The sequence below is a fragment of the Noviherbaspirillum galbum genome (assembly GCF_010974945.1).
GTDB classification, from domain to species: Bacteria; Pseudomonadota; Gammaproteobacteria; order Burkholderiales; family Burkholderiaceae_D; genus Noviherbaspirillum; species Noviherbaspirillum galbum.
The window spans coordinates 32,603-47,418 of sequence record NZ_JAAIVB010000021.1 but is presented as its reverse complement, the minus strand read 5'-3'; the positions used below and the strand labels follow the sequence as shown (position 1 = coordinate 47,418).

The following is a 14,816-nucleotide window of genomic DNA, read 5'->3' as shown; positions in this document are numbered from 1 at the left end:
GGTCTTCAGCGGTAGCCGGGCACGCCTTCGTGCGCGAGCAGCCAGCGCTTGACCCCGAGGTGGAAGCCGCTGGCATCGTCATGATTGGAAAAGCCGCCGAGGCCGCCGCTCGCGGTCACCCGATGGCAAGGAATCACCAGCGGAAACCAGTTCGCGCCGCAGGCTTGCCCGACCGCGCGCGGCGCGGAGCGGATCAGTTTCGCGACCTGGCCGTAGGTCAGCACCTCGCCGCGCGGGATGGCCGAAATCGCGCTCCATACGCGGCGCTGGAAATCGGTGCCGGCCGGCGACAGCGGCAGGCTGAAGCGGAAATCGGGTTCGTCGAGGTAACGGGCGATCTGGGACGCGGCCTGTTCGGAAACGGCATCGGCCGGGGCCTTTTCGTCGAACTCGGGCGGCAGGTACACCAGTTCGCGCAGCAGGCCCTCGCCGACGCGGATGCCCATGGCGCCGAAGGGCGCGGGCACGATGGCGCTGAAGATGTCGGAGGCTTTCTTGGGATTCATGTTCTCAGGATAAACAATCCGGCCGCGCAATCCAAGCCGCGTTATTCCTCGAAGGCCTCTTCGCGCTTTTTACGCAACGATGGCAGCAGCACTACCAGCAGCGCACCCGCGGCCAGGGCAAGCATGCTCGCGCTGATCGGGCGTTGCAGGAACACCATCGGATCGCTGCGCGACAGCAGCAGCGCGCGGCGCAGGTACTCTTCCATCATGGGACCGATGATGAAGGCGAGCAGCATCGGCGCCGGCTCGCAGTCGAGCTTGGCGCAGATGTAGCCGAACAGGCCGAACAGCGCCATGAGGTAGACGTCGAAGGTGGCGTTGCTCAGGCTGAAGACGCCGATGGCGCAGAACACCAGGATGCCCGGGAACAGGAAGTGGTAAGGCACCATGATCATGCGCACCCAGATGCCGATCAGCGGCAGGTTCAGGATGACGAGGAACAGGTTGCCGATCCACATCGAGGCGATCACCCCCCAAAACAAGGCCGGCTGCTCGGTCATGACGGACGGCCCCGGCTGTATGCCCTGGATCACGAGCGCGCCGATCATGAGCGCCATGACCGGGTTGGAGGGAACGCCCAGCGTCAGCATGGGAATGAAGGAGGTCTGGGCGCCGGCGTTGTTGGCGGATTCCGGCGCGGCCACGCCTTCGATCGCGCCCTTGCCGAATTGCGCCGCGTTGGGAGACACCTTCTTCTCGAGCGAGTAGGCGGCGAAGGAAGCCAGCATGGCGCCGCCGCCGGGCAGGATGCCGAGCACCGATCCAAGGCCGGTGCCGCGCAGGATGGGCCAGATGATGCGTTTCCAGTCCTCCCGGTCGGGCATGAGGCCGGACACCTTCTTGATCATGATCGAGCGGGTTTCCTCCTGCTCGAGGTTGTTGATGATCTCCCCCAGGCCGAACATGCCCATGGCGACCACCACGAAGTTGATGCCGTCCGCGAGTTCCGGCACGCCGAAGGAATAGCGCTGCGCCCCGGAATTGACGTCGGTGCCGACGAGGCCGAGGAGCAGGCCAAGCAGGATCATGCCGAGCGCGCGCAGCAGCGACCCGTGGGCCAGCACGACCGAGGCCACCAGTCCCAGCACCATCAGGGAAAAATATTCCGCCGGTCCGAACTTGAGGGCAACCTCGGCCAGCGGCGGCGCGAACAGCGCGAGCAGGAAGGTGGACACCGTGCCGGCGAAAAAAGAACCGATGGCGGCCGTGGCCAGTGCCTTGCCGGCATGTCCCTGTCGCGCAAGCTGATAGCCGTCCAGCGCGGTGACGACGGAAGACGATTCGCCGGGAAGGTTGACCAGGATGGCGGTGGTGGAACCGCCGTATTGCGCGCCGTAGTAAATGCCGGACAACATGATCAGCGACGAGATCGGCGGCAACGAGAAGGTGGCGGGCAGCAGCATGGCGATGGTCGCCACCGGGCCGAGGCCGGGCAGCACGCCGATGGCGGTGCCGAGGAAGACGCCGATCAGGCAGTACAACAGGTTGCTGAGCGACAGCGCGGTGGAAAAGCCGAGCGCCAGATTTCCGAAGATGTCCATGTCCATGTGATCCCCTCAGCTCGCCAGGCTGCCGAACCAGCTGCCGAGGATAGGGATCGGCAGCTTGAGGCCGAGCACGAATACCAGCACGCTGAAGAAGGCCAGCAGGAGCGCCACGCTGAGAAACGGCTTCCAGCGGAAATGGCTGCTGGCCATGCCGCTGATCATCACCAGCACGGCGATGGCGATGAACAGGCCCGCCGGCCGCAGCAGCAGTCCGAACAACACCGTGGAGAGGAGGATGAGAAAGCCGCCGCGCAGCTTGAAGGCTTCCACCGGCTCGCCGTCGCTGAAGAAGGAGCGCAGCACCGCGATGCCGCCAATCAAGGCCAGCAGCGCGCCGAGCACCGTCGGAAAATAGGCGGGACCCATGCGGCCCGCGGACCCCATGGGATGTTCCTGGATGAGCAGGATGGCGGCGAGGCCGCTGACGATGAAAATCAGGCCGGACCAGAAGTCCTTGGGATTGCGGATCAGGGCGCGCACGTTGCCTCCTTCTCTCCATGGCCCGGCCGGGAGGCCGCTTCCTGACCGGCGGCCTTCCCGGCATGAGCGCCGGAATTATTATTGAAGGAACATCTTAGCGGATTCCCGGACCGGCAAGTGGCGCGGCCGCAAAGTTATGCCTGTCCGCCCCTGCCATCCGCGACGACGCCGGCCCCGCCGTTCAACCCTTGCCGTCGCGCCGCGGCACGCGGCTGAACAGCGGCTGCGGAACGAAGCCCGGCTCCACGTGGCAGCCACCGGCGAAACGCTGCGACTCCTGCTGGCAGCGCGCCGCGACGTCGGCTACCGCGGGCCGCTTGCCGTTGCGCACCCAGTCCATCAGCGTGTCGAACACCGCCGCGTATTCCGCGTCGGCCAGCTTGCTGTGTTCCTTCTCGGTCGTGAATACCTGCAGCAGCTTGTCCTGCGCGCCCTTGCGCGCCACGACGTCGCGGTATTCGGCTTCGTACTCCACCATCGCCGTCGGATCGTTGATCGCATGCATGCTGATCGCCGGCACGCGCAGGTCGCCGCTCATGTCGGAGTCGTATGCGAGGCGCTCGACCGCAACCGGATCGGCCTCGAAACGCATCACGCCGCGGTTGAGCGCCGCATCGTCGCCCGATCCGCGGTAGACCACGTCCTTGTTGGTGAACGGGCTGCGGTTCTCGAGCACGCGCTGGGTCAGGTCGCGGAACATGAAGGTGGCCCAGCTGAGATGCGATACCAGGGTGCGCTCGGGCACGTGGACCACGCCGAGGATGTCGGCGAGATTGCGCTTCTGCTGGGCGCTGCGCTGATCGGGCTTGAGGCGCACGCCGGTGCATTCGTTGACCCGCTCCTCGAGTTCCTTGCCGGTCATCTTCGTGCCGGCGGGCAGGCCCATCCACAGCGGATAGGCAGGCTCGTCCGGGCGCGGATGGTTCTTGCAGACCTGCTCGTACACGGCGCGCAGGTCGGCCCGGTGCAGGTAGTTCTTCGTGCCGCCGGCCAGCATGCCGTTGGTCAGGACCAGGCCGTCGTAATTGGCGGCATACAGCTCGATGCCCTTCGCGGCGACGTTGCCGCCCCAGGACTGGCCGTGCAGGATGGTGTACTTCGGCTTGCCGAAGGCCTGGATGAAGATCTTGCGCAGGTTTTCGGTGTCCTCGGCCGCCATGCGCACGCCATAGCCCGGCCGGCGGTAGCTGGAGCCGGCCCAGGCATAGCCCTGCCGGACGTTCACCGAGAAGCGCTCGAGGTCTTCGAGGTTGCTGTCGCGCGAAATCGGCGACAGGCGCGGACCGCCATGCGCATGCATGATCAGGGTCTTGTTCCATTGGTGCGGAATGGCGATCCAGTACTGGGCGCCGTTGTCGTCGCGGCCGGTATAGCACTTGGCGAGACCGCTCAGGTCGACGGGGCAAGGCGTGAGTTCAGGCGCGGGCCGGGCTGCGTCGGACATGCCGGGCATGCTTGGCAATTGCGCGCAGCCCGCCAGCACGGCTACGATGGCCGTGCCGGCGATGGCAAGCGGTAAGGAGCGCGCCAGTGAAGGCGCGCGGGAAAGTGCGGCAGGTACGCCTGCGCGGAGGAATGGATTCATGGCTTCGTTCTTCGATGTGGCTTGCAGGCTTGGCATGCGAAGGCGGAACGCCCCCCGGCGAACCCGCCGTTGCCAGCTTGCGCAAAAGGCATTGAAAAAGAAAGGGACGCATCGGATGGCGTCCCTTCGGGTTGGCGACTCGCGCTACATCATTCCCATCGCTCTTGGCAGCCACAGCGACAGACCGGGCCAGTAGGTCACGATCACCAGGAAGACGATCATGGTCAGCAGCCAGGGCATGACAGCAACCGTCAGCTCGGTGATGCTCATCTTCGAGATACCGCTGGCGACGTACAGGTTGAGGCCAACCGGCGGATGGCACAGGCCGACTTCCATGTTGGCGTCGATGAGAATGCCGAAGTGGACCGAGTCGATGCCCAAGCGGATCGCGGCGGGATGGAGAATAGGCGCCAGCACCAAGATGATCGACGACGGCTCCATCACATTGCCTGCGAGCAGGAGCAGGATGTTGGTGAAGAACAGGAAGCCGGCCTGGCCGAGATCCTTGTTGAGGATCCAGTCCGCCATCAGCTTGGGGATGTCTTCGTGGGTCATCAGGAAAGAGAACAGCACGGCATTGGTGATGATGTATAGCAGCATCGCGCTCATGCTCGCCGAATTCAGCAGCACCTTCGGCGTTTCCTTGATCGACATGTCCTTGTAGACGAAGTTCGAGATGAAGAAGGCATACACCGCGCTCATGGCCGCCGCCTCGGTGGCGGTGAACACGCCCGAATAGATGCCGCCGATGATGATCACCACCAGCATCAGGCCCCAGATGCTTTCACGGAAGGCTTTCCAGCGCTGCCCCCAGCTTGCTTTCGGCATGCGCGGGTAGTTATTCTTCTTCGCCAGGAACCAGGTAGTGCCGCACAGCATGGCGGTCAGCAGCATGCCCGGGAACAGGCCTGCCACGAACAGCGCGCCGATGGAGGTGTTGGTGGAAATCGCGTAGATCACCTTCGGAATCGATGGCAGCATCAGGATGCCGAGCGAACCGGCGGTGATGATGACGCCGGCGCCGAACTGCTTCGGATACCCTTGCTTGACCATCGCCGGCAGGATGATGGAACCGATGGCCACCACCGTCGCGACGCTCGAGCCGCAGACCAGCGCGAACATCGCGCAGGACAAGATGCCCGCCAAGGCGAGGCCGCCATGCCAGTGGCCGATCATGCTGGTGGCGAAGGCGATCATGCGCTTGGCCACGCCGCCATGCGTGAGGAAGTTGCCGGCCAGGATGAAGAACGGGATCGCCATGATCTCGAACTTCTCGATGCCGGTAAACAGCTTCAGCGCCACGGCCTCGATGGGCACGTTGGTCAGCAGGAACAGGAACATCAGCACCGTCAGGCCGAGCGCGATTGACACCGGGATGCCGGTGAGCATGAGCGCGATCAGCAGCGCGAACACGATGCCGACGTTGCCGCCGGCCACGCACACGCCGACCAGGATGGCGGCGATGATCGCCAGCCAGATGCCGGATTTCTTCTTGCTCCAGGCGTCAAGCCCGGAAATCGTCGCGGTGCTCATCGTGCGCCTCCCTGTGCGATGGCTTTGCCGGGCACTTGCAGCTCCGGCATGATGTCGTCTTCGATGCCTTCGACATGGGCATGGTCATGGTGCGGCACTTCGCCGGTCTTCAGGAAGCGCCAGGTCACCTGGAGGAAGCGGAAGCACATCAGGTAGGATCCCATGGGCACGGCGGAATAGACGAACCAGGTCGGCCATTCGAGGTCGGGCGTCGTCGGTCCTTCGGGCAGGTCGCCGGTGGGCACGCCAAGCAGATGGAACAGGGCATAGTGCATGCCGTTTTCCCAGATGAAGGTCAGGCCGAGCGTGCCGATGACGCCGGTGAACAGGATGCCGCACAGCAGCGCAACCATCACCGTGATCTTGCGCCATTCCTCGGGCAGGCGGTTGACCAGCACGTCCACGCCGACGTGCACGCCGGCGCGCACGCCGTAGGCCGCGCCGAACTTGGCCATCCAGACGAACATGATGATGCACAGCTCTTGCGCCCAGCTGAAGTTCAGCGAAAGCAGCCAGTCCTGCACGCCGGGAATGGCGAAACCGGTGCCGTAGCGATGCAGCACCGAAAAGAAGATGAGCAGGGTGGCCCCGCCCATGAGGAAGGAAATGATCCACTCCTCGAGATGATCCAGGATTTTCATGGAAGTCGACCTTGCAAAGGTTGGAAGCCGGGCGTCCGGAAGCATGCACCGGACGCCGCAATCGCTGTCAGCGCCACATCGATTACTGCTTGTATCCGAGGGCCTGCGATTCCTTGTTGATCGCATTGACGAGGTCGGGGCCGATGCGGCCCGCCATGGAAGTCTGCACCGGCAGCAGGGACTTGCGCCATTCGCCGAGCTCCTTGTCGTTCAGCGAATAGATCTCGGTCTTGCCTGACTTGCGCACGGCATCGAGCGCGCGGTCGTTTTCCTGTTGGGAGATGGCGTTGGCATACTTGGTCGCATCCTTCATCGCGCCATCGAGCGCCTTGCGGATGTCGGCCGGCAGGCCGTCCCAGAACTTCTTGTTCACGATCACCGCATAGCCGAGGTAGCCATGGTTGGAGAGCGTGACGTGCTTCTGCACCTCGTGCATCTTCTGGGTATAGAGGTTGGACGGCGGATTCTCGGTGCCGTCGACCACGCCGGTCTGCAGCGCCTGGTACACCTCGGAGAACGCCATCACCTGCGGGTTGGCGCCGAGCTGGCGCATCTGGGCGTCGAGCACCTTGGAAGACTGGATGCGCATCTTCAGGCCCTTGAAGTCGGCAGGGTGATGCAGCGGCTTGTTGGCGGACATGACCTTGAAGCCGTTGTCCCAATACGCCAGGCCGATGATGCCCTTGGGCTCCAGCTTCTTCATCAGGCCTTGACCGATCGGGCCTTCGGTGACGCGATAGAGCACGTCCTTGCTGGGGAAGATATAGGGCAAGTCGAAGACTTCGAATTCCTTCACGCCCAGCGGGCCGAACTTGGCCAGCGAGGGGGCGAGCATCTGCACCGCGCCGAGCTGCAGGGCCTCGAGTTCTTCCTTGTCCTTGTACAGCGTGCTATTGGCGTAGATTTCCACCTTGACGCGGCCATTGGTGGCTTTCTCGGCCAGCTCCTTGAAGCGATCCGCTGCCTTGCCTTTCGGCGTGTCGGCCGCCACCACGTGGCTGAACTTGATGACGATGGGGGCCTGCGCGAATGCGCTGGCGCTGTAGCCGCCGACGATGGCGGCCGCGGAAAAGACGAAGGCAAGGGTCTTCAATTTCATGCTGTCTCCTGGGTTATTGTTGAATTTGCAATGGTTTACTGCAACGTTACCATTCTGGACAAGCCCTCCTCAGGCAGCAACTGTGGTTAACCACAATATCCCCCGCCTTTCCGGCGACCCAGCCGGCAGGCCGAATGTTCTACACTCAAGGGAATGACTCCCCTGCCCCCATCCACGCCCTTCGGTTTACTGCCGTCCGGCCGCCGCCCCGCCTGGCGCTGGCTGCTGCCCATCCTTCTGGTCCTGCTTTTCCTGTTCATCATGCTCTGGCTGCCCTGGCAGTCGCAGCGCATGGAATCGAACGAGCGGCAGGAGCAGCTCATCGCCGACACCTTGTGGGTGGAGCAGACCATCCGCTACCAGCTGGGGCGCAACGAGGAAAGCCTGCGCCAGATGGCGGGCGAGGTCGGCGCCGGCTATCTCGCCGGCCCGCGCCTGCGCGACCGCATGCAGGCGCTGTTGCGCAACAACCACGAATTCGTCCGCATCATCCAGCTGCATGCCGACGGCAGCATGGCGATGTCGACCGACGATGCCCTCACCAGCCTGCAGGAATTGTCCGAGCCGTCGCGCGAGGCGGCCATCGTCGTCAAGCTGTCGCGCGCGCCGGTCTATGCGATGCCCGCGCCGCCGCCCGGCCAGTCGGCGCCGATGCTGCTCGACTACCACGTGCCGCTGTTCACCGGGAACCAGTACGTGGGCAGCCTCGTGGCGAGCTATTCCGTCGCCAACATCCTGTCGGAACTGATTCCCTGGTGGTTCGCGCAGGACAATGAAATCGTCCTGACCGACCTGTACGACCGCGTCATCGACAAGCGGGCCGCGGGCGGCCCCGGCCGCGGCGTATACACCCACCGGCATCCGCTCGACCTGCCGGGCGTGACCCTGAACCTGGCGACCAACAGCGTGAAGAGCGCCCCGAAGCTGATGCCCAGCCTGCTGGTCGGCTCGGTGATCGCCCTGTCGCTCGGCCTGCTGTGGAGCCTGTGGGCGCTGTGGCGCGACATCACGCGCCGGCTTGCGGCCGAGGGCGCGCTGCGCCGCCAGGTCGCGTTCCGCTCGGCCATGGAAAACTCGCTGATCACCGGCCTGCGCGCCCGCGACCTCGAAGGCCGCATCACCTACGTCAACCCGGCGTTCTGCCAGATGGTCGGCCTGCCTGCCGAGTCGCTGGTCGGCAAGCTGCCGCCGATGCCCTACTGGGCGCCCGAGGCGATGGATGAATACCAGCAGCGCTTCGCCAGCGTGCTGGCGGGCACCGTGTCGCCGCAATTCGAGACCATCTTCCAGCGCGCCAGCGGCGAGCGCTTCCCGGTGCTGATCTTCGAATCGCCGCTGGTGGACGAGACCGGCAAGCAGACCGGCTGGATGGGTTCCATCCTCGACATTTCCGACCGCAAGAGGGTGGAAGACCTGAACCGCCGGCAGCAGGAAAAGCTCCAGTCCAGCGCCCGCCTGGCAACGATGGGCGAACTGGCATCGACGCTGGCGCACGAACTCAACCAGCCGCTGGCGGCGATTTCCAGCTATGCCACCGGCGCGCTCAACCTCATCCGGCAGTCGCAGGAACGCGGCACCGCCATCGACGCGGAACTGCTCACGCCGGCGCTGGAACGGGCCGCCACCCAGGCCCAGCGGGCCGGCCACATCATCCGCAGCGTGCATACCTTCGTCAAGCGGCGCGAGCCGCGGCGCGAAGCGGTCGAGGTACAGGACCTCATCGGCAGCGTCCTGCCCCTGGTGGAACTGCAGGCACGCCAATATTTCGTGAGCATCCAGGTCCAGATCGCGCCCGGGTTGCCGCCCGTCCTCGCCGACCGCGTGATGCTGGAGCAGGTCTTGCTGAACCTCACGCGCAACGGCATCGAGTCGATGCAGAACACCGACCCCGCGCGCCGCGTCCTGCGCATCGCCGCCGAACCCGATCCGCAGCCCGGCTCGACCGGCGTGCTGGTCTCGGTTGCCGACCAGGGCCACGGCATTCCCGAGGAAGTGGCCGAGCGGCTGTTCTCTCCCTTCTTTTCCACCAAGGCGGAAGGCATGGGCATGGGCCTGAACATCTGCCGGTCCGCCATCGAATTCCATGGCAGCAAGCTGGTGCACGCGCCGAACCCGGGGGGCGGCACGATCTTCCGATTCGCCCTGCGTGCCGGCACGGAAGAGGCCAGCGCCGGAACCAGCGAGGCAGGCACTGCCGCCGCGCCGGCGGCCAGGTAACGATTGCCTTGGCGGCATCGCCTATAATCGCTGCAGGAAACATGACAACGGGACGGCCGCCGGCGCGACGCCGTCCCACGGAGACGCGATGCTGCACATAGTCGATGACGAAGAAGTGATCCGGGATGCCCTGGCATGGCTGGCGCGGACGAGGGGCATGACGGCGGCAGGATACGACAGCGCCGGCGCCTTCCTGGCCATGCTCGACGGCCTGGAAAAATTCGATCCGCAAGGCGACTGCCTGCTGCTCGACGTGCGCATGCCTGACATGAACGGTGTCGCGCTGTTCGATGCGCTTGCCGGCCGCGGCCTGACGCGGCGCGTGCCGGTGATCTTCCTGACCGGCCACGGCGACGTGCCGATGGCGGTCGATGCGCTCAAGCGCGGCGCCTTCGACTTCTGCGAAAAACCCTTCAACGACAACAAGCTCATGGACCGCGTCGAGGAAGCCCTCGCGGCGTCGCGCGATGCCGGCGCGATGGCGGAAGTCGAATCCCGCCTCGCCACGCTGTCCACCCGCGAGCGGGAAGTGCTCGACCTGATCCTGGCAGGCAAGATGAACAAGGTGATCGCCGACGAGCTCGGCATCAGCATGCGCACCGTCGAGGTCCACCGCGCTCACATCTTCGACAAGATGAACGTGAAGACCGCGGTCGAACTCGCTCGCCTGCTGAAGTAAGCGCCATGACCGTCGCCACCATCCTGCTTCCCGACTTCGCCCTGATTCTGCTGGGTTTCCTGCTGGTGCGGTTCACCGACTGGGGAACGCCGTTCTGGGCGGGCCTGGAAAAGCTGATCTACTACTTCCTGTTCCCGGCGCTGCTGTTCTACTCCACCGCCCGCACGCCGCTTGATTTCGGCAGCACCAGCCGGATGCTGGAGGTCGCCCTCGGCGCCACGGTCGCCGGCATCGCGCTGGGATGGCTGGGCAAGCCCTTGCTTCGCGCGGGGCCGATGGTGTTCGAGTCCGGCGTCCAGACCGCGTTCCGGTTCAATTCGTACATCGGCCTGGCGGTCGCCTCGCGGCTGGCCGGCGACGCGGGCACCAGCCTGATGGCGCTGATCATCGGCTTCGCCGTGCCCCTCTGTAACACGGCCGCCGTGCATGCGCTCGTTCACCGCAGCGGCGGCCTGCTCAAGGAACTCATGAAGAATCCCCTGCTGGTGGCAACGGCGAGCGGCATGGCGTTCAACATCGCGGGATTGCATGTGCCGGAAGTAGTCGGCGCGACGCTGTCGCGCATGGGCAGCGCATCGATCGCCCTCGGCCTGATCGCGGTCGGCGCAGGCCTGCGCCTGTCGGGCCTGCAGGAATCCAAGCCTCTTGCCGCCTGGTTCCTGGTGGTGAAACTGTTGCTGGTGCCCGCCATCGGCCTCGCGCTGGCGCGCTGGGCCGGCCTGCCGATGCTGCAACTGCGCATCGTCGCCGCGTTCTGCGCCCTGCCGACCGCGTCCAGCGCCTACGTGCTGGCGGCCCGGATGGGAGGAAACGGCCCGTATGTCGCGTTCCTGATTTCCGCCGGCACGGTGATTTCGATCGTCACCGTGCCGATATGGATGGCGCTCGCGGGCTGACCGCCTTGCCCTAGCCTTGGCTTAGACTTGCCCTAGCCTCGTCCGACCAGGCGCAACATGGCGGCCGGCCGGGCAGCCTCCGGTTCCGGCATGCCGCGCAAGATGCGCGCGGGCGCTTCCCCCGGTGCCAAGCCTTCCCTGCTCCCGCCGCCTTCCGCCCCGGCATCCCCGGACAAGGTAAAGGCCCGCACCGCGGCGCTCAACGTTGCCGCCTGCTCGCGCATGCTCATCGCCGCGGCCGCGGCTTCTTCCACCAGCGCCGCGTTCTGCTGCGTCATGCCATCCATCATGCCGATGGCCTGCCTCACGTTGTCGATGCCGGACCGCTGTTCCTCGCTGGCGGAAGCGATGTCGCCCATGATGCCGGCGACATGCATGACCGAGGAAACGACTTCGCCCATGACCTTGCCCGCCTCGTCGACCAGGGCGCTGCCGGCATCGACGTTGCTGACCGAATCGGTGATCAGCGCCTTGATTTCCTTGGCCGCCGTGACCGAGCGTTGCGACAGGTTGCGCACTTCGGCGGCCACCACGGCAAAGCCGCGTCCCTGCTCGCCGGCGCGGGCCGCCTCGACGGCGGCGTTGAGCGCCAGGATGTTCGTCTGGAAGGCGATGCCGTCGATCACGGCGATGATGTCGGTGATCTTGCGCGAACTGTCGCGGATCGAGGCCATGTTGTCGACCACCTTGCGCACCACGTCGCCGGCGTTTCGCGCCTGGCCGCAGGCGGAGCTCGCCAGGGTATTGGCCTGCTGCGCATTGTCGGCGTTCTTGTGCACCGCCTCGGTCAGGACGCCGATGGCCGCCGAGGTTTTTTCGAGCGAGGTGGACTGGGTCTCGGTGCGGGCCGACAGATTGCTGTTGCCATCGGCGATTTCCGTGGCGGCGATGGAGATCGCGTCGGTGCCGGTGCGCACGCGCTCGACGATGTCTTCCAGGCCGTCGTGCATGTTCTTCAGGGCGGACAGGAGCTGGCCGGTCTCGCCGCCGGTGCCGACCTCGATGTGGCTGGACAGGTCGCCCGCGGCGACGGTTTCGGCAACGCGAACCGCCTGCGCCAGCGGCTTCACGATGCTGCGGATCAGGACCATGGCGATGATGGATGCCATCGCCGCCACCAGCACGCCGCCGCCGATGAGGATCACCTCGGTGGCGCCCTGCAGGACATCGGCTTCCCGCGAACGGGTCTCGCGCGATGCGGCTTCCACGGCATTGATTTCGTCGAGCATCTTGCGCATGTCGGTCATCAGTTCCTCGCCGCGCCCGCCCTGTTCGAACTGCACCAGGGAATCCATCTGGATCGCGCCGGCGGTGACGCCCTTGCGCATCTTCAGCACCGGTTCGATGGCCAACTTCAGCCATTGCTTTTCCGCCTGTTCGAGCTGCTGCAGGCGACCCTGCTGTTCCGCGTTGGCCGCGGTCAGCTGCATGGCGCGCGCCATGCGCCGGTCGAATGACGACTTGCCGCGTTCGGCGGGAGCGAGGTAGCCTTCCATGCCGGTCAGCGCGAAACCGCGCTCGCCGGTCTGTATGCCGTTGAGGCTTTCAAGCAGGCCATGGGTTTCTTCCATGGTGCGGTAGGAAAGCGTGTTCAATTCGTTGGCGCGCTGGAACCGCGAGAAATTGAATATCGCGGCGGCCAGCATGGCGAGAATGAGCACCACGATCGCGCCGAAGCCGATGGCCAGTTTCGCGCGGATGCTGAGTCGGGGAAATCGCATGGCAACCTCGTTCTGTGGGGCGCTCGTTCTATTGGGCGGAATGGGCATCGACGTGGATGGACCGCAGATAGGCGACCACGTCCGCTGTCTGCTCGTCGGTCAGTTCCGCGCCCCAGGGCGGCATGAATTCCGAGCGCCCTATCGCCTTGCCGCCCAGGCGGATGATCAGTTGCTTGTAGTCGTCGTTCTTGTCGCTTTCCATGAGGTTGGCCGGACGCGGATCGTAGAGCCTCGCCATACGGCCCTTGCCGTCGCCCTTCACGCCATGGCACTGCGCGCAGTAATGCTGGAACACGATGCCTCCCCGGTGAACCGAGGTTTCCAGGCTGTCCTTCGGCATGACGGCGGAGGACTCCTCGCTGGCCAGCGCCGGCGCCGGCCAGCCGCAGAAGCCGTACGTGACGACCATGCCAGCCAGGGCCAGGCCGGCGATCCGCCTCACTTCTTGACCTCGACCGTCATCTTCATGTCGGGGTGGATGGCGCATTCGATTTCCACCGTCCCGGGCTTGTCGAAGCTGACCTTCTTTGCCTGGCCCTGGGTATAGGAACCCAGGTCGAACATCTTCGTGTCGGACAGGGAGAAGATGTTGTGAACGTAAGGGTCTTCGTTCTTGAAGCTGATGACGTCGCCGACCTTGACCGAGGCCGATTTCTGGGAAAACTTCTTGTCCTTCTGGATGATTTCCAGGTCCGCGGCGCGGGCGCCCAGCGAGACCAGGAGCGCGGCGGACAGCATGGCGAAGAGCATGGATTTCATGGTGATCCTCGATTCGGAGCGGGTGAACGGTCAATAGGCTGGCAGCCGCGGCAGCGTCACCGCCTTCGGCTTGCTGGTGAGCGCTTCCATGAAGGCGACGATTGCCGCGGATTCATCGTCGCTCAGCGCCAGCGGGCGGACGTTGGGCGACAGGTCGAGCTTGTTGTGGCCGCCGCGCCGGTAATGCTCCATGACGTCGGCAAGCGTCTTTGCCGAACCATCGTGGAAATACGGACCGGTCAGCGCCACGTCGCGCAGCGTCGGGGTCTTGAAGGCGCCGCGCATGGAAGGCAGCGGCTTGATGGCGAAGCGTCCGGCGTCGCCGTGGCCGTCGCCGTAGGAAGCCAGGCCGATGTTGTGGAAGCCGTTGTCAGTGAAGTTGGGCGCCTGGTGGCAGGAAGCGCAGTTGCCCTTGGCCGGATCGCTGAACAGGCGGAAGCCGAGCACCTGCTGCTTTGTCATGGCCCGCGCGTCGCCGGCGACCCAGCGGTCGAAGGGCGAGGTAGTCGACACCACCGTGCGCTCGAAGGACGCGATCGCCTTGGACAGGGTCTTGGCGTCGATGGCTTCCCGGGGGTAGGCCTTGGCAAACATCGCCTTGTAGGCAGGCTCGCCGTTGAGCCACTTGAACATGGCTTCGATGTCGGCCGCCATTTCGTCGGCCGATTCCATCGGTCCCATGGCCTGGTCTTCCAGCGATGCCTTGCGGCCGTCCCACATCTGGATGCTGTTGTAGGCGGCGTTGACGATGGTCGGCGAGGCCCGGCCCAGCACCTTGCTCTTGTTGCCGCGCGCGGTGCCCAGCCCGTCGGACCAGCCGTACATGGGGTTGTGGCAGCTCGCGCACGCCATGTTGCCGTCGGCGGAAAGGCGCGTATCGAAGAACAGGGCCTTGCCGAGCGCGACGCGGGCGGCGTTGGGCTGGTTGTCGGCCGGCGCGGGCGGCGTCCTGGGCATCAGCCATTTCCGGTCTTCCCTGGTCGGCTTGAGGGAGTCATCGGCCGCGCCGGCAACGATGGCCGTGCAGGCAAGCCCGATGGCGGTGATCGCGGTTTTGACGAGGGAAAGGTATCTGATCGACTTCATGGCAGATCGCTCAACGGGTTACGAATTGCAGCGATGTTGCCAATTGACCCGGCGCGGCGGGACAAGA

Annotated in this window: 14 protein-coding genes; 3 read left to right on the top strand and 11 right to left on the bottom strand. The window is 65.1% G+C overall.

Annotated features, from left to right (window positions below; genetic code table 11):
• Positions 1-5 precede the first annotated feature (5 nt).
• From G3574_RS07200 to G3574_RS07170, 7 genes are all read right to left on the bottom strand, one after another.
• A complete protein-coding gene (locus G3574_RS07200; protein WP_163961499.1) occupies positions 6-506 on the bottom strand; it encodes a methylated-DNA--[protein]-cysteine S-methyltransferase in 501 nt (166 codons plus the stop codon).
• A gap of 41 nt (positions 507-547) precedes the next feature.
• Positions 548-2,047, bottom strand: a complete 1,500-nt coding sequence (locus G3574_RS07195) for a tripartite tricarboxylate transporter permease (protein ID WP_163961670.1) — start codon at positions 2,045-2,047, stop codon at positions 548-550.
• Between the two features lie 15 nt (positions 2,048-2,062).
• On the bottom strand, positions 2,063-2,533 hold the full coding sequence (locus G3574_RS07190) for a tripartite tricarboxylate transporter TctB family protein (RefSeq protein WP_163961497.1): 471 nt from the start codon (positions 2,531-2,533) through the stop codon (positions 2,063-2,065).
• A 181-nt stretch (positions 2,534-2,714) separates the two neighbouring features.
• Positions 2,715-4,118, bottom strand: a complete 1,404-nt coding sequence (locus G3574_RS07185; RefSeq protein WP_163961495.1) for an alpha/beta hydrolase — start codon at positions 4,116-4,118, stop codon at positions 2,715-2,717.
• 144 nt (positions 4,119-4,262) lie between these two features.
• Positions 4,263-5,651 (bottom strand): TRAP transporter large permease, encoded by a 1,389-nt coding sequence (locus G3574_RS07180; protein ID WP_163961493.1) that lies wholly within the window; start codon positions 5,649-5,651, stop codon positions 4,263-4,265.
• Complete coding sequence (locus G3574_RS07175; protein ID WP_163961491.1) at positions 5,648-6,292, bottom strand: TRAP transporter small permease; 645 nt, start codon at positions 6,290-6,292, stop codon at positions 5,648-5,650. Before G3574_RS07175 ends, G3574_RS07180 begins: the two co-directional genes overlap by 4 nt.
• Positions 6,293-6,374: 82 nt before the next feature.
• Positions 6,375-7,391: a TRAP transporter substrate-binding protein gene (locus G3574_RS07170; RefSeq protein ID WP_163961489.1), complete on the bottom strand. Its 1,017-nt coding sequence runs from the start codon at positions 7,389-7,391 to the stop codon at positions 6,375-6,377.
• A gap of 153 nt (positions 7,392-7,544) precedes the next feature.
• Here G3574_RS07170 and G3574_RS07165 point away from each other — a divergent pair, with 153 nt between their 5' ends.
• The 3 genes from G3574_RS07165 to G3574_RS07155 all read left to right on the top strand — a co-directional run bounded on the left by G3574_RS07165 (position 7,545) and on the right by G3574_RS07155 (position 11,183).
• A complete protein-coding gene (locus G3574_RS07165) occupies positions 7,545-9,608 on the top strand; it encodes a sensor histidine kinase (protein WP_163961487.1) in 2,064 nt (687 codons plus the stop codon).
• Positions 9,609-9,696: 88 nt separating this feature from the next.
• On the top strand, positions 9,697-10,287 hold the full coding sequence (locus G3574_RS07160) for a response regulator transcription factor (protein WP_163961485.1): 591 nt from the start codon (positions 9,697-9,699) through the stop codon (positions 10,285-10,287).
• Between the two features lie 5 nt (positions 10,288-10,292).
• Complete coding sequence (locus G3574_RS07155; protein ID WP_163961483.1) at positions 10,293-11,183, top strand: AEC family transporter; 891 nt, start codon at positions 10,293-10,295, stop codon at positions 11,181-11,183.
• A 32-nt stretch (positions 11,184-11,215) separates the two neighbouring features.
• Here the strand turns inward: G3574_RS07155 and G3574_RS07150 are convergent, their stop codons facing one another.
• Genes G3574_RS07150 through G3574_RS07135 form a run of 4 tightly spaced genes read right to left on the bottom strand, consistent with a single transcriptional unit; the run spans position 11,216 to position 14,749 of the window.
• Complete coding sequence (locus G3574_RS07150) at positions 11,216-12,904, bottom strand: methyl-accepting chemotaxis protein (RefSeq protein ID WP_163961481.1); 1,689 nt, start codon at positions 12,902-12,904, stop codon at positions 11,216-11,218.
• Between the two features lie 28 nt (positions 12,905-12,932).
• Positions 12,933-13,346, bottom strand: coding sequence for a c-type cytochrome (locus tag G3574_RS07145; protein ID WP_205609688.1), 414 nt, complete (start codon positions 13,344-13,346; stop codon positions 12,933-12,935).
• Positions 13,343-13,663, bottom strand: coding sequence for a plastocyanin/azurin family copper-binding protein (locus G3574_RS07140; protein WP_205609687.1), 321 nt, complete (start codon positions 13,661-13,663; stop codon positions 13,343-13,345). Before G3574_RS07140 ends, G3574_RS07145 begins: the two co-directional genes overlap by 4 nt.
• A gap of 30 nt (positions 13,664-13,693) precedes the next feature.
• The gene (locus tag G3574_RS07135; protein ID WP_163961480.1) at positions 13,694-14,749 is read right to left on the bottom strand and encodes a cytochrome-c peroxidase; all 1,056 of its coding nucleotides are present in this window, start codon (positions 14,747-14,749) and stop codon (positions 13,694-13,696) included.
• Between the last annotated feature and the right edge of the window lie 67 nt (positions 14,750-14,816).